This is a genomic window from Kribbella qitaiheensis (assembly GCF_014217565.1).
Classification (GTDB): Bacteria; Actinomycetota; Actinomycetes; order Propionibacteriales; family Kribbellaceae; genus Kribbella; species Kribbella qitaiheensis_A.
Genome location: NZ_CP043661.1, coordinates 6,387,097 through 6,404,868 on the forward strand (window position 1 = coordinate 6,387,097; position 17,772 = coordinate 6,404,868).

Consider the following 17,772-nt stretch of genomic DNA (forward strand, 5'->3'; position numbering starts at 1 on the left):
AATTGGTTATCTGCATAACGTTATGCGCATAACCAATTCTATACGACACTGTTGGGAGCTGGACATGACCGTGAAGGTCGCCGTCATCTACTACAGCGCGACAGGCGCTGTGCACGCATTGGGGCAGGCCGTCGCCGAGGGCGCTGCCTCGGCCGGCGCCGAGGTGCGGCTGCGGCGGGTCGCCGAGCTGGCATCCGACAGCGCGATCAACCAGAACCCGCAGTGGCGGCGCCACGCCGACGCCACCACATCGATTACCGAGGCCTCGGTTGAGGACCTGGCGTGGGCCGACGCCTTCGCGTTCGGGACGCCGACCCGGTTCGGTGGGCCGGCCGCGCAGCTCAAACAGTTCATCGACCAGGCCGGCGGGTTGTGGCGGGAAGGCAAGCTGGCCGACAAACCGGTGACGGCATTCACCTCGGCGTTCAACCGGCACGGCGGCAGCGAGGCCACGATCTTGTCGCTGGGCAATGTCTTCTACCACTGGGGCGCGCTGATCGTCCCGCCCGGATATACCGATCCGGCCGTGTACGCCGCCGGCGGCAACCCCTACGGCACGTCGTTCGTAGCCGGCCCGAACGGCGACAGTCCCGACGCCGCGGCGCTGGAAGCGGCCAGATACCAGGGACGGCGACTGGCCCAGATCACAATCCGGCTGGTGGGGGCCGACCGCGCCGCCATGGCCAGTGTGAGCGGCCGGTCATGACAACGGAGGAAGTCATCGAGCGGGCGACGCCGCGCGCCTTCCCCGCCTGGTTGATCCTGTCATTGGCGTGTGCCTGCCAGTTCATGGTGATCCTGGATTCGGCCATCGTGAACGTCGCCCTACCCTCGATCCGCAGCGACCTCGGCTTTAGCGCCACCGGCCTGGCCTGGGTGGTGAACGGCTACCTGCTCACCTTCGCCGGCTTTATGCTGCTGGGTGGCCGCGCCGCCGACCTGTTCGGCCACCGCCGAATGCTGACCGCCGGGCTGATGCTGTTCTCGGCCTCGAGTCTGGTCGGCGGCCTGGCAACCGCTCCTGAGGTGCTCGTGGCGGCCCGCGTCGCGCAGGGCGTGGGAGCCGCCATGCTGGCCCCGGCGACGCTGGCCGTCATCAACACCAGCTTCACCAAAGGGCACGCGCGCGCCCGGGCATTAGGCGCATGGTCCGCCTCGGGCGGCATCGGCGGGATGGCCGGCGCGCTTGCGGGCGGCGCCATCACCACCGGTCTGTCGTGGCGGTGGGTCTTCCTCATCAACGTACCGATCGGCGCGATACTGATCGTGGTGGCCATGATGTCGCTGACCGGCACCCGGACCGGCCGGCGAGAATCGCTCGACCTCACTGGTGCGGTCACGGCGACGGCGGGTTTGGCCGCGCTGATCTACGGGGTCATGCGGAGCGCCGATCATGGATGGACGTCCGTGCCGGTCGTCGGACTCGTGTCCGCGGGCCTGCTGCTGCTCGTCGTGTTCACCCTCGTCGAGGCACGGGTCGCCACCCAGCCGATGATGCCCCTGCGGCTGCTCAGAATCCGAGGGGTGGCCGTCGCCAACGGCATGCTGCTGCTGTTCGGCGGCATTGCGATCGCGATGTGGTATTTCACGTCGCTGTTCCTGCAGAACGTGCTCGACTTCAGCGCGCTGCAAGCCGGGCTCGGGCAGACGCCCGCGGCGGTGACATTCGTGGCAGTCGCACGATTGGCCGCCGCCCTGCTGCCGCGTACCGGTGTGCGCACTCTGGTGCTGGCCGGCAGCGCCGGGTTCCTTGCCGGTTTCGGTTGGCTCGCCCAAGCCGATGCCGGCAGCGGCTATGTCATCAGCGTGCTCGGGCCGACGCTGCTCATCGCGGTCGGCATCGGGCTGACCTTCCCCACCCTCATGGCCGCGGCGACCACCGACATTCCCGAGGGCGACGCGGGAATCGTCGGTGGTGTGGCCAGCACCGCCAGTCAGGTGGGCGGGTCGATCGGGCTCGCGATCCTTGCGACGGCAGCCAGCGCCACAGCCGACACAGGGGTCGGGGGGACTTCCCCGACCGCTAACCTCGCCGCCGGCTACGACCTCGTCTTCCTCATAGCGGCCGGGCTCGGCCTGGCCATCGCGGTGGTCAGCCTGCTGCTGCCACGGCACCAGCGCGGCCAACCTACGACGACGCACTGACGGCGAGGGGCACGACCTTGAGCTTCCCGAGCCAGCTCATCGGCCGTCTTGGCGGATGAGCTGGTCGCGTTCGGGAGGCGTCCACGGGCCGGGTGCGGGGTGGCGGCGGCTGGGGGCGAGGCGGTAGGACTCGGTACCGGTCTCGAGGATGTTCCCGCCGAACGTCAAGCGGTCCACGATCGCGGCGCAGAGCCTCGGATCGGTGAAGGTCTTACCCCAGCCGGCGAACGATTCGTTCGAGGCGATCGCGACGGAGTTCTTCTCCTCGCGTTCGGTCAGTACCTGGAACAGCAGTTCAGCGCCCCGCCGGTCCAGCTGCATGTAGCCAAGTTCGTCGATGCATTGCAGGTCGACGCGGCCGTAACGGGCGATCGTCTTGGTCAAGATCTTGTCGTCGGCGGCCTCGACCAGTTCGTCGGCCAGCTTGGCCGCGAGGGGCGTACTTGACCCGGAAGCCGGCCATCGCCGCTTCGGTGCCGAGCGCGATGAGCAGGGATCAGCCGCTCGTGCCTGGCGACCTCGGTGCGGCCGTCGAACACGAGCAGGTCGGAAGCGTTCAGCAGCACCTGGACCTGGCGGCCGATCAGCCGCGACGGCACCGAATGGTGGTTGGTGCTGACGGTGATCTGGGTGTAGCGATCGACCTGTTGGGTGAACCAGCGACCGGTCTCGAACCGCTCGAACGGCAGCGGTGCCAGCAGTGACTGCTCGACAGCGAACATCTCCCCGATCGGCCGCGGCCGCGACCGGATCCGGCGGGCATCATCGACGGCATCTCATACGTCGATCATCTCGTTGAGTTGGGCCAGCGAGTCGATGTCGGGAACCGGGACGAGATGGTTGCGGCGGACGTAGCCGATCTGTCCCTCGACGCCGCCCTTCTCGTGTGCGCCTCTCAACCCAGGCTGGCAGTAGAAGGTATCCAAGCCATAGTGGGACCGGAACGCCGTCCACCGGTCGGTCTCGACCCGGGTCCGGGCGAACCCGATCACCTGCGCGACAGCGGCCTTCAAATTGTCGTAGCGAACTTTGCCGGTCGGGACCCCACCCAGCACGCTGAAGGCGTGCAGATGGCCCTCCAGGAAGGCCTCCTGCCTGGAGGAGGCGAACACCCGGTGCACGGCGTTGCCCGAATGCGACAGCCGGAACGAGAACAGGTAACACGCCACCTGTTCGCCGGCCAGCTGGACCGTGATGTCACCGAAGTCGGCCTCTGCCTCCGTACCGGGCAGATGCGGCTGTGGAACGTACGCCCCGCCACGCCCCGACCCGGATCTCGTTGCGCCGCGTGGCCACGTAGCTCTTCACCATCTGATACGAGACCCGCGCATCGGCCGCCTCGTGCTCGTCCAGCAACCGGTCATAGATCCGCTTCGCGGTGTGGCGCTGCTTCCTCGGCGCGGTCAAGTCGTCCCGCAGCCATCCGTCGACCACCGCCGTGAACTCGTCCAGCCGGCTGCCGCGCTCTGGTAGCTTCTTCTGCGGCTGCGGCTGCGGCTGCGGCTGCGGCCATACCGAGATTAAGGCAGCAGCGACCGTGCGGTAGCCCACCCCGTGCTTGCGCTGCAGCGCACGATTCGTCATACCCGCCCGGGCATCAGCAGATCGAGGCGGTGATCGTGGCGACGCTGGAGCGGACGCCGAAGGATGCGACGTACTGGTCGCGGTCCGGTCCCTCGCCCTTCACACCCGTCAGACTCCCGGTTACCACCTGGTGGCAGCCGGTGCCGCTCGATGTCGCCAGCGGCCAGGTGATCGGCTCGCTGCACCGCAGCCACCGGGCGATCGAGTTCAAGACGTTCCTCGCCAAGATCGACGCCGAAGTCCCCGCCTGCCTCGACGTCCACCTGGTCTGCGACAACCTGTCGACGCACAAGACCCCGGCCATCATCAAGTGGCTCGACGCGTACCCGCGGTTCCACCTGTACTTCACCCCGACCAGCTCGTCATGGCTCAACCAGGTCGAACGCTGGTTCGGGCTGCTCACCGACAAGCAGCTCCGCCGCGGCGTCCACAATCCCTGCAGGCACTGGAGAAAGACATCCGTGCCTGGGTCACCACCTGGAACGACAACCCGCGACCATTCACCTGGACCAGACCGCCGACCAGATCTTCGAACGACTCAACTCATATATTCAACGGATTCCCTGCGCAGGGCGCTAGCGCGAACGTTCACGATCTCGATGAGACAGCCAATTTGGTTCGCGACGATGACTAGGTTGTCTACGCCGACGCCGGATACCAAGGCGTGAGAAGCAGCCCGAGGTGATCGGTGACGAGCACCTGTCGAGCGTGGAGTTCCGGATCGCGGCCCGGAAGGGAGACTCGCGGCCAGCCCTGACCGTGTCTGGCAGTCGCGTCAGGCGGGCGTGCGGGCCAAGGTCGAGCATCCTTTCCTCATCGTGAAACGGGATCTCGGGTTCACCAAGACCCGCTACCGCAGGCTGGCCAAGAACCTCAATCACCTGTAGGTCCTGTTCGCCTCAGCGAACTGGCTGATGCGTGCCCGTGCCGTCACTCTGATGGGGGTGACGGCATAGCGCCAGCCTGCCCACAACCCGCCAACGAGGCCGGGATCTGGCCAGGAACACACCGTCACGACCCTGACCAATCCGCGCAAACTCTCCCGGGCACTACCGCATCATCCAGCGCGTCACACAACCCCAATATTCAGCGATTCCCTAGGAATGGACTACTCATTATGGATTCAGATTTCGCGTCGACCACACCGGAACGCATCGCATCGACGATGCCCGTTGAGCCGCTTGTCCCCAGCCTGACAACTCGTTCTCCCATTCGCCGGAAAGGCTCGTACCTTCCCTAGTGCCGCTCTCCCGCCGACCCCAGCTCCGGACCCGGAAGGCCGCCGGCAATCCCTCTCCCGACTCCAGGCCGCGAGCCACCATCAGGACCCCCGGGACTCTGAACCAAAGTCAGCGGTCGAGGGCGGCGATGAAGGTGGAGCAGCACCTCGGCCGGACGCTCCTCGGGGATCCAGTGGCCGCAGTTCGGTATGTCGATCACAGCGCGGAGGACAGTGACGATACCGGGGAGTTGCTCGATGAAGTCGGGTGGGAAGAAAGTCCGGACCAGGTCGCCCTCGCCGCTGGTGAAGAGGGCCGGCGAGGTAGTCACTGCATCCTGCCGCGATGCGGCCGGAGCCCAGTCGCGCTCCATGTTGCGGTACCGGTTCAGCGGGTCGGTGAACCCGATCCATTGGTACTGCCGGGCGTACTACTCGTTGTCGTCATCGGTCAGACACGGAGGCAAGTTCGGCCCGAAGTACTGACACAGGAAGGTCAGTGTGGATGCGGCGCCACGCCGTGTCAGGGGTACGGACACCCCTGGCAGCCACGTACCAGATCGTGGCGCGACGTCGCGCTGCGCCAGTCCACGCCGCAACCCCAGTCATGGCCGACCACGACAGCCTTCTCTTCACCGAGTGCTTCTGCCGAGTACTGCCGCGCCGATGGCGCCGCCTAGGTCTCCTAGCGTCGACGGCACGATGACGGGGGAGGGGAAGCAATCGACGATCCCTTGGAGCGAAGCGAAAAGCGACGGCGAGAACGCGTCGAACAGTTGCGCCGCGCTTCCACCGAGCACCACGATCTCGGGGTGGTAGATGGTCAGGAGGTCGGCGAGGCCGGCAGCCACTCGCTTGCCGTAGGCATCGAAGACGGTCCGGGCCTCGGGCTCACCGGCGGACGCGTCGCGTCCGATCGCCAGCAGCGCCTCAACGGTGATCTTCGGACCGTTGGATCCTTGGAGTCCCTCGACGAGGCTTTGCAGTCCGGAGCGCGAGGCCGCGATCTCCCAGCAGGCGCTGCGCCCGCAGTAGCAAGGGGCATCCACGTCCGCGATGCTCAGATGACCCGCCTCGGGGTGCTGACCGTCCGCACCGCGGACCGGCTCGCCTGAACGCAGCATGGACACCCCGACGCCGGTGCCGAGGGTCACCATCAGGACACCTGAGTACCCACGGGCAGCGCCCACTGCGGCCTCACCGATGCAGGCCGCGACGGCGTCGTTCTCGATCGGCACCGGGATCCCGTAGAGGGCCGACAGTTCTTTGGCTACATCGACCCCGGTAAAGGCCGGCAGAGTCGCCGGATTCTGAATCACTCCAGCGTTGTCGATGGGACCACTGGCGCCGATGCCGAGCGACCCGATCACCTGGGAGCCGGCTGCGGTGTCGACGAGCTCGCGGAGAAAGGCGACGACCTGCGCTGGAGATCCCGCGGCAGGTGTTGCCGCGGTCTCCTCGTTCAGCACAGAGGTGTTTCGATCGATCGCGACGACGCGTGTTCCGGTGCCTCCGAGGTCGACTCCCAGCTGGACACTCACAGCGTCGTCGTCACTTTGTTGCCAAAGACAAACGCACCCGGCTGGACACCGTTGGCATGAGCGACCTCGACCGCGAGGTGCTGCGCGACGACCGCCCCTGTCATCAGTGACTCCAGACCGTTCCTCCCGCCAGTCGGCAGTGTGCGCGCTCCCGGCAGCTCAACGTCGCCTACTAGAATCACGGAGGTTCCGACCGACAGCAGGTCCTCCGCCAGGCGGTTCAGGCTGGTGTCGTCCTCGCGAGTCTCCGCACCGTAGAGCATCGCTGTCATGCCTTCGCCGGCAAGCTCGAAGGGGCCGTGGCGGAACTGCCCACCGACGAACCCTTCCACCGCGACCTTTGCGGCCTCCTTCATGATGAGAGCGGCATAGAGCGCTGTGGCGGTTGCGTCCCGCTTCCCGACCGCCACCAGACGCGGGGCCGCGGCGGAAAGCATCGTCGACCCGATGTCCGCCGCCAGACGGTTCTGCACCACCACGGCAACCTGTTCGGTCGCTCCTGCCAGTTCATCGTCCAGTTCGCTGGCGGAGGTCTGCCGGAAGATCCCGGTCAGGCGGTGATGGACGCCGAGCGTGTTGAGGTAGCTCTTCGTGCTGACCGTCGCCTCCGGCCCGCTGTGCAGCAGAACAGCAAGGTCCGCGGTATCGGCGAGTGGGCTCGTCGCATCCGCGGTGATGCCGAGAATGCCGATCCGGCTCGACCACCGCTCTCGTAGCCGGCTCGTCGCCTCGACCACTTCGCCGCTGGCACCCGACTGCGACGTCGCGATGACGAGTGTGTTCGGCGTGACAAGTTCTGGCGTCTCGAGGAGCGTCCCCGCATCGACCAGCCAGCACGGCAGGCCGAGTTGGGTGAGTGCGCGCCAGGTCGGGATCCCGGCGAAATGGCTGCTCCCCATGCCGGTGAGCACTACTCGGTCCCAGCCGCGACGAATGAAGTCGTCGGCGCCGGCCGTCGGCCCTGCGCCGAGCAGGTCGGACAGAGCGCCGGGCTGCGCGAGCATGTCTTGTTCGAACGGAGTCAGCTGAGGGGACATGGAGAAGCACTCATTTCATGACGTCGACGAGGTGAGGACGAATTACACGTTCGGCTATCGCAGGGTGCGCTGGTGAAACAGACCGGCCACGCGATCGGGGGACACGCCCGCGAGTTTCGCCGCGATGTTCGCGCCGATCATCGCCGTGGGCAGGTTGATGTTCCCGCGGGTGATCGCCGGCATGATCGACGCGTCGGCGACGTACAGGCCGGGTACGCCGTGGACGCCACCGTCGGCGGAGACCACGGCCGCCGGATCCGACGCCGGGCCCATCTTGCAGCTGCCGGCCGGGTGGCAATAGCTCACGATTCGATCGAGTGGATCCGCTCCCTGCTGGACTCGCCGGCCAAGAATCTCGGCCAGTCCAGGTTGAGCGACCATGCTCTCGAGGAGTTCGAGAGCCTCGGCGAGGACGACCCGGTCGTGGCCCGCGGGATCGGTGCCGTAGCGATGGTCGATCACTGGCGAACCGTCGGCGGCGAGCGTCACGGTTCCTTCCGACTGACCTCGCATCGCGCCGCCGTACAAGCTGATCGGAGGCAGACCGGGGTGGCCGCTGTTGGCGCCGGCGACCATGAAGACGTGGCCGTCGTAGGGGCCCGGGTCGCACACGCTGGAACGGAATCGTCCGATCGACTGTTCGTCCGGGCTCCAGGCGCCGAGGCTCAACTCGTCGACGAGACCGGGCCGGCCGGCGAAGTCGAGTTGCACGCAGACGTGGTCGAGCAGATGCTTGCCCACCCCCGCCAACTCCGCCGTCACGTCGATCCCGAGCTGCTCGAGCCGAGCTGCCTCGCCAATGCCGGACCGCAGCAGCAGGGCCGGCGAGTGGTAGGCGCCTGCGGCAACGACAACCTTGTCCGAGGCAATGAACGTGGGTTGCTGGTGGGGATCGTCCGACGTTGCCACCAGTACTCCGGTGACGCGTCCTCCTTCGATGACGAGCCGCACGACCTCCGTACCGGGGAGGATCTCGAGGTTGCGGCGGTGCCTGACGCTGTCCAGGAACGCGAACGCGCTGTTCCACCGGACGCCGTCGACGATGTTCACCGGCATCGGGCCGATCCCGACAGCTGCCTCGATATGGTCCAGGTCGTCCGCGAACGGGAGGCCGACGCCTTGGCCGGCTCCCACGAAGGCCCGTTGTGGTGCGGTCAGTTCGTCCATCCCGTACCGGCGTACGCGGAAGCGATCGTGGACCCAATCGAGCAAGGGCTCGACGTCCGCTGCCGACCAGCCGTCATTGCCCCAGGTGGCCCACTCGTCGTAGTCGTAGCGCGCGCCGATCGAAGCGGTGCAGCCGTTGTGCGCCGAACAGCCGCCGAGAATGCGGGCTCTGGGCAGGTCCAGGGGTGGTGTGGCCGCCGACAGTAGTTCGTAGTCGTGGGACAGCGGGATCGAGCGTGCGTCGAGCATGTCGGCCGGCCACTGGCCTTTGCCGAAGGGGCCGTAGTCGGGTCCTGCTTCGATGAGAAGAACAGACGTGTCACCCAAAGCAGCCAGCGTGGCGGCGCAGGCGGCTCCGCCCGAGCCTCCGCCGATCACGACGACATCCGCGTGTCTCGGAAGCTCTGCCTGGCGGGATTCCTGCTCGGGGGATGGGTTGTCCATGGTCTGCTCTCCTCGGGTGTGTCAGGCGATGACGAGTTCGGTCCCGGCCATCGTGAGCCGCCGGTGTTCCGCGGCATCGACTGCTGTGTCGGTCACCACTAGGTCGACGTCGGCCGGACCGCAGAGCCGGGCGAACGCCTCGCGGCCGAACTTGGATGAATCGACCGCGACAACGGTGCGTTTGGCGCTCCGCAACGCGGTTCGCTTGACGGCGGCGTCGTCGAGGTTCCATTCGGTGAAGCCGTTGATCCCCACGCCCGACGCCGTCATGACGAACTGGTCGAACCTGAAGTTGCCCAGCATCGCCTCGACCTCGGCGCCGATGACGCTGAGCTCCCCGGTGCGAACGATTCCACCGGGGACCATCACCCTGGTAGCGCTGTCGGCTGCCAGGATCTCGACGAAGCGAAGGTTGAGGACGCAGACGGTGATGCTGCGCCCGACCAACTGCTGAGCCACCGCCAGGCCGGTCGTCCCACCGTCGAGGATGATCGTCTGACCGTCGAGCACCTGCTCGGCGACCTTCGCGGCGATGCTCTGCTTGGCCTCCACCTGCTCGCGGGCACGGAGCGCGAACGGGGGTTCGAAACTGCCTCTGGCTGTCAGCGCCAGCCCGCCCCGGGTGCGCACCGCCAGCCCTTCGGAGGCCAGTTGGTTCACGTCGCGGCGGATCGTCATCTCGGACACGTCGAACCGCTTGCTCAGTTCGCCGATCGTCAGCTCGCCGCGCGAGGTCAGTTGGTCGAGTATCTCCTGCTGCCGTGCCTTAGAGTTCATCGATTCCCTCTCCGTTCAGTCGACGTCCGGGAGTTGGCCGGCTTTTGCCATCCAGCCTGTTCTCCCGGGCTTCAGATTACGGACGTAGAGAACGGTGAGGCCTGCCGCCGCGTAGGCGATCGCGAGGACGGGTGCGAGGCGGATGGGGAAGTCGGGGAGCGGGTTCAGGCTGTAGCCCGCGATGAGCAACAGAGCGGCAGTCGAGATCACCGGTGCGACCACGTGGGCGAGCACACTGAACTCGGCCGGGAAACGGCGGCGGAAGAACCGGAAGGCCGCGATGTTCATCAGGATGAAGATCGGGATGTAGACGAAGGTCCCGGTGGCGCCGAGCAGGTTGAACAGGTTGTACGGGCCGATCGGAATCCCGACCGCCAGACAGATCCCCAGCGCGATTCCGGACTGCAGGAGCACTGCCGCCACCGGGGTCCGGTGAGTGGGATTGACCTTGGCCAGCCAGGCGGGAAGTGCGCCGGTGCGGGCGATTCCGAAGACGGTGCGGGTCGCGCTCGTCGTACAGGCGATACAGACACCGAGGCCCGAGTTCACCAAGGCGATCAGGACCACGACCGAGGCGCCGTTCCAGAGCCGGTCGGCGAGGACGAAGGCCGGAGCGGTCGGGGACGCGGCCAGTTCGTCCAGGTTGTCGGTTCCCCAGCCGATCTGGAGGCCCCAGGCGGTGACGACGTAGAAGGCGCCGATGAGGATCAGCGAGCCGAAGATCGCCAGCGGAATGATCCGGCGCGGATCTTTGGACTCCTCGCCGACGACGGCCGCGCTCTCGAACCCGGTGAAGGCGAAGATCGACAAGACGATGGCGAGGAAGAACCCTGAACCGTCGGTGATGTTGGCAGGGTTGAAGCCGCTCATGTTCACGCCCCCCGGTCCGGGATTCGCCAGCCCCGTGAAGGCGAGCCCCAGCCCGACCAGCATCTCGAAGCACGTCATCACCACCAGGAACCTGATCGAGATCGAGATACCTCGGTAGGCGCAGGCGAAGCAGACCGCCAGGATCGCCGTGGAGTAGATCCACCAGGGGATACCGATGCCGTACTTGCCGTCGAGCTCGTCGTGGATGATCGCGCCGGTGAAGGATGCGAGTGCCGCGGGAACGACGGTCACCATCAGCGCGTACAGCCAGCCGGTCATGAACCCGGCTTTGGGGCCGATACCGGCGGAGATGTAGGTGTAGAAGCCGCCCGCCGACGGCAGATGCCGGGCCAGGCCGAGCATCGGGACGGCGATCGTCAGACAGACCAGGAACGCCGCGAGATAGGTCAGCGGAGCGGCCACGCCGGCGTGACTGGTGGTGAAAGCGATCGTGTAGAAGATGCCCAGCGTCGGCGAGATCTGCGCGATGGACTGCATCAACGCACCGGGCAGCCCGATCGCATCCCGCTTCAGTTGGACGTCTTCTGCTGGGTGGCTCGGAACACGTACGCCCTGAGCAGGAGCCGAATCCGCCATTTTGGTCCTCCGATGAGCATTCGATCCCCGAGCTGGTTCACACTCTATTTGAGAGTTTTAACATATTTGATGTCCAGTTGTCACCTACTGGAACAGGATTCCGCACAGATTGAGAGGTGCTCTTTTCGGACTCGGCCCAAGGTGCACGAGTCCCAGCGAAGGCTGAGGCGGTCGGAGAGTCGAGAGTTGAGACCCTTGTCAGAAATCGGACGGGGGGCTTCTGGTGCAAGCCGGCACTGCCGATCGAGTAGGCACCGCCGACGGGATCGGCAAGCGGGCATGAGGTTCGGAGAGCTTCTGCTTCGTCATCGACGAGCGGCACGGCTGACCCAGGCGGCTCTGGCCGAAACCTCGGGGATCAGCATACGGGCGTTGCGAGATCTGGAGAATGGTCGCGCTCAGGGGGCTTGGCAGCACTCGGCAACGATCGTGGTTGTCGGCCAGCCCGGTGTCGGCAAGACGACCCTGGCGGTCTTCGCTGCGGACCGGTCGCAAACCTCAACCCCAGCAAGGGGGGGCGGTTTCTAGGGGTCGTTGCAACACCGTGTTGGTTTCTAGGTAGTGAGTAGATCACGTAAGCGCTCGGCTGGGGTGTCCCAGCCGAGCGTTTTGCGTGGTCGTTGGTTGAGTTCTTGGGCGACGTGTTCGAGGTCTTCGGGTCCGTGGACGGACAGGTCGGTGCCTTTGGGGAAGTACTGGCGGAGCAGCCCGTTGGTGTTCTCGTTGGTGCCGCGCTGCCAGGGCGAGTGCGGGTCGCAGAAGTAGACGGCCATGTCGGTAGCGATGGAGAACTGTTTGTGGCGCGCCATCTCGCAGCCTTGGTCCCAGGTCAGTGAACCGCGCAGATGCTCGGGCAGGGTCTGCATCGCTTTGATGAGGCCGTCACGGACCGGTTCGGCCTCGTGGCTGCCGGGCAGGTGAACCAGCAGCGTGTAGCGGGTAGTGCGTTCGACCAGGGTCGCGATCGCGGACCGGTTGCCCTCGCCCATGATCAGGTCGCCTTCCCAGTGACCAGGGACCGCGCGGTCTTCGACCTCGGCAGGGCGCTCAGAGATCATGATCATCTCGTCGACGAACCGGTGCTGGCGCTGGCCTGGTTGGCGTTGGGGTTTGCGGCGGGTCCGGCCGGTCCGCAACGCTGTCTGAACTTCGCGTTTCAGGCCGCCGCGGGCCTGGAAGTAGAGCGCCTGGTAGATCGTTTCGTGGCTCACACGCATGCTCTCGTCGTCGGGGAAGTCTTTGACGAGCCTGTGCGAGATCTGTTCTGGTGACAACTTCGTCTCCAAGCCCTGCTCGACCCGCTCCCGTAGTACCGGATCAACGGCCAGCTTGGAGGTCTTGGGCCGGGCCCTGGCCGACGCGGCGTCACGGTGGGCCTGGTGCGGCAGGTAGATGCCCTCGACGCTGTGCGCGCGGATCTCGCGGCAGATCGTGGACTTGTGCTTGCCGATACCGGCCGCGATCGCGGTCAACGTGTGCTTGTTGACCAGCCCGTCAGCGATCGCCAGCCGATCGTCCAACGACAGGTAACGGTCACTGATCACAGCATCAGCCGGTCGGGTCATGGAAATGAAGTACCGGGTTCCGGTGCCGTAGTCCACGACCATCCCATCCGGACGGACCCGCGTGTTGCCCACCTTGCGGACCCCTCGACGCCAGTCCCGCCCGGTGCGCACGTTCACGCCCACCTCGCCGGCCGCACGAGTGATCGACCAGCCCGCCTCAACCAGCTCTGCGAACCGCGCCTTGGCCCGCGCCTTGCCATACCCAGCCTTCGCCGCGCCGACCAGCCCGGCCGCGACCAGGATCCGCCGGGCAGCGTCATGACTCAACCCGCCGGCGATCGCGGCCCGGTTGATACTCCCCGACCGGCCGAACACCGCCACCACCTGGCCACGCAACTCCTCGGTGATCACGGTCTTCCTGCCCCGTCCACGCCCCAGAGCCCGCAACATCTCATACCCACGACCACGCGTGATCTCCAACGACCCACACGCCGCAGCTACTCCCACACCCGCATCCACCAACCGCAACAACGCCTCACCGTGACGCTCAAGGTCCTCCACAAACAACATGGCCGCCGCAACTCCTCAGATCGAGGTGTTGCGACGACCACGTGAACCCGCCGGGGTGCGGGTGGCGAAGCCCCCGCTCGCGCGGAGCGAAGCGACCGCGCACCAAATGACGAGGCCGACTGATGTCTGCGCTTTCCGCAGACACAGTCGGCCAATTCGGGTGAGTAACGGGACTTGAACCCGCGGCCCCCTGGACCACAACCAGGTGCTCTACCAGCTGAGCTATACCCACCATGTTTCGGTACTGCTACCGCCCTGACTGCAACGGCTCGGTAATCATAGCGACGATCGTCAGTTCCCTGAAATCGGCCCCGAGATGGCGCTGGCGGCGGCCTTCGCGGTGTCGGTGTCGGGGCCTGGCTGGGGCACGAACACGGTCTGCCGGTAGTACCGCAGCTCCGCGATGCTCTCGGTGATGTCGGCCAGCGCGCGGTGGTTGCCGTTCTTGGCGGGGGTCGCGTAGTAGACGCGCGGGTACCACCGGCGGACGAGTTCCTTGATCGAGCTGACGTCGACGTTGCGGTAGTGCAGGTGGGACTCGACCTTCGGCATGTCCCGGACCAGGAAGGTGCGGTCCGTGCCGACCGAGTTGCCGGCCAGCGCGGCCTTGCGCGGGTCGGCCACGTAGCCGGAGATGAAGTCGAGCACCTGCTGCTCGGCGTCGGCCAGCTCGATGCCGTGCTCCAGTTCGGCCAGCAGGCCGGAGCCGGTGTGCATGTCGCGGACGAATTCGCCCATCTGTTCCAGTGCCGCCGGGGGCGGTGCGATCACCAGGTCGATCCCTTCGCCGAGCACGTTCAATTCGTAGTCGGTCACCAGGACCGCCACCTCGATCAAGGCGTCCGCCACCAGATCGAGTCCGGTCATCTCACAGTCGATCCACACCAGCCGGTCGTTCATGGGCACCCACCTTACGGCGACACGCCGACACGCTCGCACGCGGCAGCCTCAACAGCCGGGCGTGGCGCACCGTGGGATCAGCGGCGACACTGTTGCAGACCGGCTACTCACGGTGCTGTTGTATCTGAAGCCCCTGTCGCGACACTAATCTGCCGACAGGGGATAGGAAGGTGACCAGATGCCTGGGGACGGGGCGACTCTGCAGGGGACTGTCGCGCGGCCGCGCCTGCTCGCGCTGCTCGACGAGGGTGCGCAGCGGCGGCTGGTGACGGTTGTCGCCGACGCCGGGTTCGGCAAGTCCACCCTGCTCGGTTCCTGGGCAGCCGGACGCCCTTGCGCCTGGCACACCGTGCGCGCCGAGGACCGCTCCCTCGTTGCCATGGTCACCGCGCTGGCGGAGGCTCTCCGGCGCCAGGTCCCGGCGCTGTCCGCAGTGCTGGCCGAGCTCCAAGGGCCTCGCGGGCCCGACGCGGACGCGGAGCAGGAGACCAGGGCACTCGCGTACGCCGCTGTGCTGGCTGAGGCGCTCGAGCAGAACCTGAACGACGACCTCGTGCTCGTCCTGGACGACCTCCACGAACTCCACGTGCACGACCCCGCAGCCAAGTTGATCGAGGGGCTGGTCCGGGTCGCGCCGTCGTCGCTGCACCTCGTGGTGGCTTCCCGTACTGCGATGCCGTTCGGGATCGACCGCCTGCGGGGGCGCGGCCAGGTGCTCGAGATCGACGCGACCGCGGTGGCGTTCACCGTGCCCGAGACTGCCGAGGTGCTCCACGCAGTACTGGGTGAAGGCGTCGAGGAGCTCGCAGAGCCGCTCCAAGCCGCAGTGCAGGGGTGGCCTGCGGCTACGCGCCTTGCAGTGGAGGCTTTGCGGACTGTGCCGGCCGCCGAGCGCTCGATCCGCTTGAGGCGCGCGCTGCGTTCGGACGGGCCGCTGTACGACTACCTGGCCGAGGAGGTCTTCTCTGTCGAGCCTCCTTCCGTACGTCGACTGGTGGCCGCCGTCGCAGTGCTGCCCCGGTTCGGTGCCGAGCTGTGCCAGGCCATCGGTCTCATCGACAGCGCCGAAACCCTTCAACAGCTTCGTACGAGAGGCCTGCTCGTCTCTGCCGGCGAAGCGGATGGGTACGAGCTCAACCCGCTGGTCCGCGACTTCGCCACCGACCGGTTGGCCACTGACGACGCGGAGATCACCGAGCTGACCCTGCAGGCAGGCAACTGGTTCGAGTCGGTCGGGGATCACCGGGACGCGCTCGCGTGCTACCAGGCAGCTGACCCGGCGCAAGCGGCTCGCATGCTGGCCGAGCGCGGGCACGCGATGGTTTCTGGCGGCCTGGCCGAGATGGTGGTCGCTGCTGTCACCATGCTGCCGCAGGAGCTGCGGGACGGCGCGATGGACCAACTGGAAGGCGAAGCCAGACAGGTCCTGGGTGACTGGCAAGGTGCCGAGGACTGCTTCGACCGGATCATCGAGCCCGACGGTGAGATCCCGGTTGCCATCGCCTGGCGGCTGGGGCTGATCCATCACCTGCGCGGCCGGACCGATGTCGCCATCGCCACCTACCGGCGGGGCAGGATCGACGGCGGGCAGCCGACTGACGAGGCCCTGCTGCAGGCGTGGTGGGCCGGCGCGCACTGGTTGCGTGGCGAGTTCGACGACTGCCGCAAGCTCATCGAAGCAGCTCACCAGGCAGCCAAGGTGTCTCGTGACGACCGTGCGCTGGCGATCGTCCACACGGTGCTTGCCATGTTGGCCGCTGTCGACAGCGACCCACGCGGCAACGCCTCCCATTACCTACGGGCCTTGGACCATGCAGAGCGCGCCGGCGACCTACTGCAGTCGATCCGCATCCGGGTGAACCGCGGATCCCATCACATCGCCGAAGGGGACTACACGCTTGGTCTGGAGGAGCTGGACCGTGCACTGGAGCTAGCGGACCGCGCGGGCTTCGCCGTGTTCCGCGCACTGGCTCTGAACAATCGCGGTGAGGCACTGCTGAGGCTAGGCCGGCTGGACGAGGCTATCGGTGAGCTGGAAGGTTCTCGGGCGCTCTACCAGAAGCTGGAATCCAAGCGGGTCGCGCAACCTCTGTCTGTCCTGGGCGAGGTGTACCGCGAGCGTGGCGACCGTGCCATGGCCAGAGCCTGCTTCGAAGAGGCAATCACGATGGCCGACGACACCAAGGACATGCAGTCGCTGGTGCCGTCCCTGGCGGGGCTGGCGCGAGTGCTGGCAGGGGAGGAGCCCGAGAGAGCAGCAGAGCTGGCCGAGATCGCCAAGCAGGCGGTCGCTTACGGGCCGGTGCTCGGTCAGTCCAGCGCACTGGTTGCCCTGGGCTGGGTGAGCTTGCATGCAGGCGACATGGGCGAGGCGGCAGCCGCTGCGGAGCAAGCAGCCGCTCTCTGTCGCAAGCGACGTGACCGGGCCGGCCTGGCCGATGCTCTGGAGCTCCTCGCAGCAGCAGACGGCGGCGCCGAGCCGCTGCACGAAGTACTGAACATCCGTACTGAGCTTGGGGATCCGCTAGGGCAGGCGCGGGCCGAGTTGATGCTGTCCCGGCGGACGCACGGTCCCGAGGCGCGGGACTTGGCTCTGCGTGCCCACAAGCAGTTCCTCGCCGCAGGAGCGACCCGCTACGCCGCAGCAGCTCTGGCTGCCGGTGAAGAGACAGGCCCCGCTCCGGTGCGCATCGAGTGCCTTGGCGGTTTCCGCGTACTGCGTGCAGGCAAGCCCGTGCAGCTGGGTGAGTGGCCGTCCAAGAAGGCCCGTGACCTGCTGAAGATCCTTGTGGCTCGTCGCTGCCGGCCAGTTGCTCGCGTGCAACTGCTCGACCTGCTCTGGCCCGACCAGGGTGAGTCGGTCGCGTCGCCGCGGTTGTCGGTGGCGCTGTCGACCGTGCGCTCCGTGCTGGACCCCGGCAAGTCGTACGGCGCAGATCACTTCATCGGCGCCGACCGCGCGACCATCTGGCTGGACGGCGAGCGGACTGCCGTCGACGTAGAGGGCTTCTTGCGGGATGCGCGAGCCGGGCTCGACAGCAACGAGCTGGCTCTGTGCCGCGCGGCAGAGGCGTCGTACAGCGGCGACTTCCTCGAAGAGGACGTGTACGCCGACTGGGCGGCGGGGATGCGCGAGGAAGCCCGTGCCCTGTACGTCCGAGTCGCCCGAGTGCTGGCCGATCGCAGCAAGCGCGACCCCGACGTAACAGCCGGCTATCTGCTCCGGATCCTCCAGCGCGACCAGTACGACGAGCGGGCGCACCTGGGACTCGTAGCGGCGTTCCAGGGCAGCGGCGCCCACGGAGAAGCACGCCGGGCCTACCGCACCTACGTGCAGCGAATGACCGAGCTGGAGGTCGAGCCGGCCCCCTACCCGACCGCCCCGGTCCGCCTTTAAGGATTTCTGAAGGTCGGTC

The 17,772-nt window shown here is 66.8% G+C and carries 14 protein-coding genes, 1 tRNA gene and 2 pseudogenes; 5 read left to right on the forward strand and 12 right to left on the reverse strand.

The genetic code is table 11. The features are described 5' to 3' along the window. The first annotated feature begins 64 nt into the window (after positions 1–64). Positions 65–706: an NAD(P)H:quinone oxidoreductase gene (gene wrbA, locus F1D05_RS30525; RefSeq protein WP_185443848.1), complete on the forward strand. Its 642-nt coding sequence runs from the start codon at positions 65–67 to the stop codon at positions 704–706. Further along, complete coding sequence (locus tag F1D05_RS30530; protein ID WP_185443849.1) at positions 703–2,145, forward strand: MFS transporter; 1,443 nt, start codon at positions 703–705, stop codon at positions 2,143–2,145. The genes wrbA and F1D05_RS30530 overlap by 4 nt, the downstream gene beginning before the upstream one ends. 36 nt (positions 2,146–2,181) lie before the next feature. Here the strand turns inward: F1D05_RS30530 and F1D05_RS30535 are convergent, their stop codons facing one another. From F1D05_RS30535 to F1D05_RS39180, 4 genes are read right to left on the reverse strand one after another with little or no spacing between them, the layout of a single operon-like run. Further along, entirely contained in the window at positions 2,182–2,529 is a 348-nt protein-coding gene (locus tag F1D05_RS30535; RefSeq protein WP_281388794.1) for an ATP-binding protein, read from the reverse strand. Beyond that, positions 2,526–2,867, reverse strand: a complete 342-nt coding sequence (locus F1D05_RS42300) for a Mu transposase domain-containing protein (protein WP_281388795.1) — start codon at positions 2,865–2,867, stop codon at positions 2,526–2,528. Before F1D05_RS42300 ends, F1D05_RS30535 begins: the two co-directional genes overlap by 4 nt. A 54-nt stretch (positions 2,868–2,921) precedes the next feature. Further along, the gene (locus F1D05_RS39175) at positions 2,922–3,314 is read right to left on the reverse strand and encodes a hypothetical protein (protein ID WP_219732971.1); all 393 of its coding nucleotides are present in this window, start codon (positions 3,312–3,314) and stop codon (positions 2,922–2,924) included. Positions 3,315–3,342: 28 nt separating this feature from the next. Then, the gene (locus F1D05_RS39180; protein ID WP_206685893.1) at positions 3,343–3,729 is read right to left on the reverse strand and encodes a hypothetical protein; all 387 of its coding nucleotides are present in this window, start codon (positions 3,727–3,729) and stop codon (positions 3,343–3,345) included. Between the two features lie 146 nt (positions 3,730–3,875). Here F1D05_RS39180 and F1D05_RS30545 point away from each other — a divergent pair. Both F1D05_RS30545 and F1D05_RS43240 read left to right on the forward strand, forming a co-directional pair. Then, positions 3,876–4,308, forward strand: a pseudogene (locus F1D05_RS30545) (transposase); the annotation flags it as partial. Between the two features lie 200 nt (positions 4,309–4,508). Beyond that, positions 4,509–4,613: pseudogene (locus tag F1D05_RS43240) on the forward strand (IS5/IS1182 family transposase); the annotation flags it as partial. A 967-nt stretch (positions 4,614–5,580) separates the two neighbouring features. On the opposite strand, the gene F1D05_RS30550 reads toward F1D05_RS43240, so the two are convergent. From F1D05_RS30550 to orn, 8 genes are all read right to left on the reverse strand, one after another. Then, positions 5,581–6,489, reverse strand: a complete 909-nt coding sequence (locus F1D05_RS30550) for an ROK family protein (protein WP_185443850.1) — start codon at positions 6,487–6,489, stop codon at positions 5,581–5,583. Further along, on the reverse strand, positions 6,486–7,526 hold the full coding sequence (locus F1D05_RS30555) for an SIS domain-containing protein (protein ID WP_185443851.1): 1,041 nt from the start codon (positions 7,524–7,526) through the stop codon (positions 6,486–6,488). Before F1D05_RS30555 ends, F1D05_RS30550 begins: the two co-directional genes overlap by 4 nt. A 54-nt stretch (positions 7,527–7,580) precedes the next feature. Beyond that, positions 7,581–9,137: a GMC family oxidoreductase gene (locus tag F1D05_RS30560; RefSeq protein WP_185443852.1), complete on the reverse strand. Its 1,557-nt coding sequence runs from the start codon at positions 9,135–9,137 to the stop codon at positions 7,581–7,583. A gap of 21 nt (positions 9,138–9,158) precedes the next feature. Continuing rightward, positions 9,159–9,914, reverse strand: coding sequence for a DeoR/GlpR family DNA-binding transcription regulator (locus tag F1D05_RS30565; protein ID WP_185443853.1), 756 nt, complete (start codon positions 9,912–9,914; stop codon positions 9,159–9,161). A 15-nt stretch (positions 9,915–9,929) separates the two neighbouring features. Beyond that, a complete protein-coding gene (locus F1D05_RS30570) occupies positions 9,930–11,381 on the reverse strand; it encodes an APC family permease (protein WP_185443854.1) in 1,452 nt (483 codons plus the stop codon). Between the two features lie 554 nt (positions 11,382–11,935). Continuing rightward, positions 11,936–13,090 carry an IS30 family transposase gene (locus F1D05_RS30580; RefSeq protein WP_185449627.1) on the reverse strand — a complete coding sequence of 385 codons (1,155 nt, stop codon included), beginning with the start codon at positions 13,088–13,090 and terminating at the stop codon, positions 11,936–11,938. A gap of 525 nt (positions 13,091–13,615) precedes the next feature. Further along, positions 13,616–13,688, reverse strand: a tRNA-His gene (locus F1D05_RS30585). A gap of 59 nt (positions 13,689–13,747) precedes the next feature. Next, on the reverse strand, positions 13,748–14,356 hold the full coding sequence (gene orn / locus F1D05_RS30590; protein WP_185443856.1) for an oligoribonuclease: 609 nt from the start codon (positions 14,354–14,356) through the stop codon (positions 13,748–13,750). A 178-nt stretch (positions 14,357–14,534) separates the two neighbouring features. Here orn and F1D05_RS30595 point away from each other — a divergent pair, with 178 nt between their 5' ends. After that, positions 14,535–17,753, forward strand: coding sequence for a tetratricopeptide repeat protein (locus tag F1D05_RS30595; RefSeq protein ID WP_185443857.1), 3,219 nt, complete (start codon positions 14,535–14,537; stop codon positions 17,751–17,753). The last annotated feature ends 19 nt before the right edge of the window (positions 17,754–17,772 follow it).

Coding starts and splice junctions, on each gene's coding strand:
- wrbA (WP_185443848.1), top strand. CDS start 65: ATGACCGTGAAGGTCGCCGTCATCTACTACAGCGCGACAGGCGCTGTG.
- F1D05_RS30530 (WP_185443849.1), top strand. CDS start 703: ATGACAACGGAGGAAGTCATCGAGCGGGCGACGCCGCGCGCCTTCCCC.
- F1D05_RS30555 (WP_185443851.1), bottom strand. CDS start 7,526: ATGTCCCCTCAGCTGACTCCGTTCGAACAAGACATGCTCGCGCAGCCC.
- F1D05_RS42300 (WP_281388795.1), bottom strand. CDS start 2,867: ATGTTCGCTGTCGAGCAGTCACTGCTGGCACCGCTGCCGTTCGAGCGG.
- F1D05_RS30560 (WP_185443852.1), bottom strand. CDS start 9,137: ATGGACAACCCATCCCCCGAGCAGGAATCCCGCCAGGCAGAGCTTCCG.
- F1D05_RS30570 (WP_185443854.1), bottom strand. CDS start 11,381: ATGGCGGATTCGGCTCCTGCTCAGGGCGTACGTGTTCCGAGCCACCCA.
- F1D05_RS30565 (WP_185443853.1), bottom strand. CDS start 9,914: ATGAACTCTAAGGCACGGCAGCAGGAGATACTCGACCAACTGACCTCG.
- orn (WP_185443856.1), bottom strand. CDS start 14,356: ATGAACGACCGGCTGGTGTGGATCGACTGTGAGATGACCGGACTCGAT.
- F1D05_RS30595 (WP_185443857.1), top strand. CDS start 14,535: ATGCCTGGGGACGGGGCGACTCTGCAGGGGACTGTCGCGCGGCCGCGC.
- F1D05_RS39180 (WP_206685893.1), bottom strand. CDS start 3,729: ATGACGAATCGTGCGCTGCAGCGCAAGCACGGGGTGGGCTACCGCACG.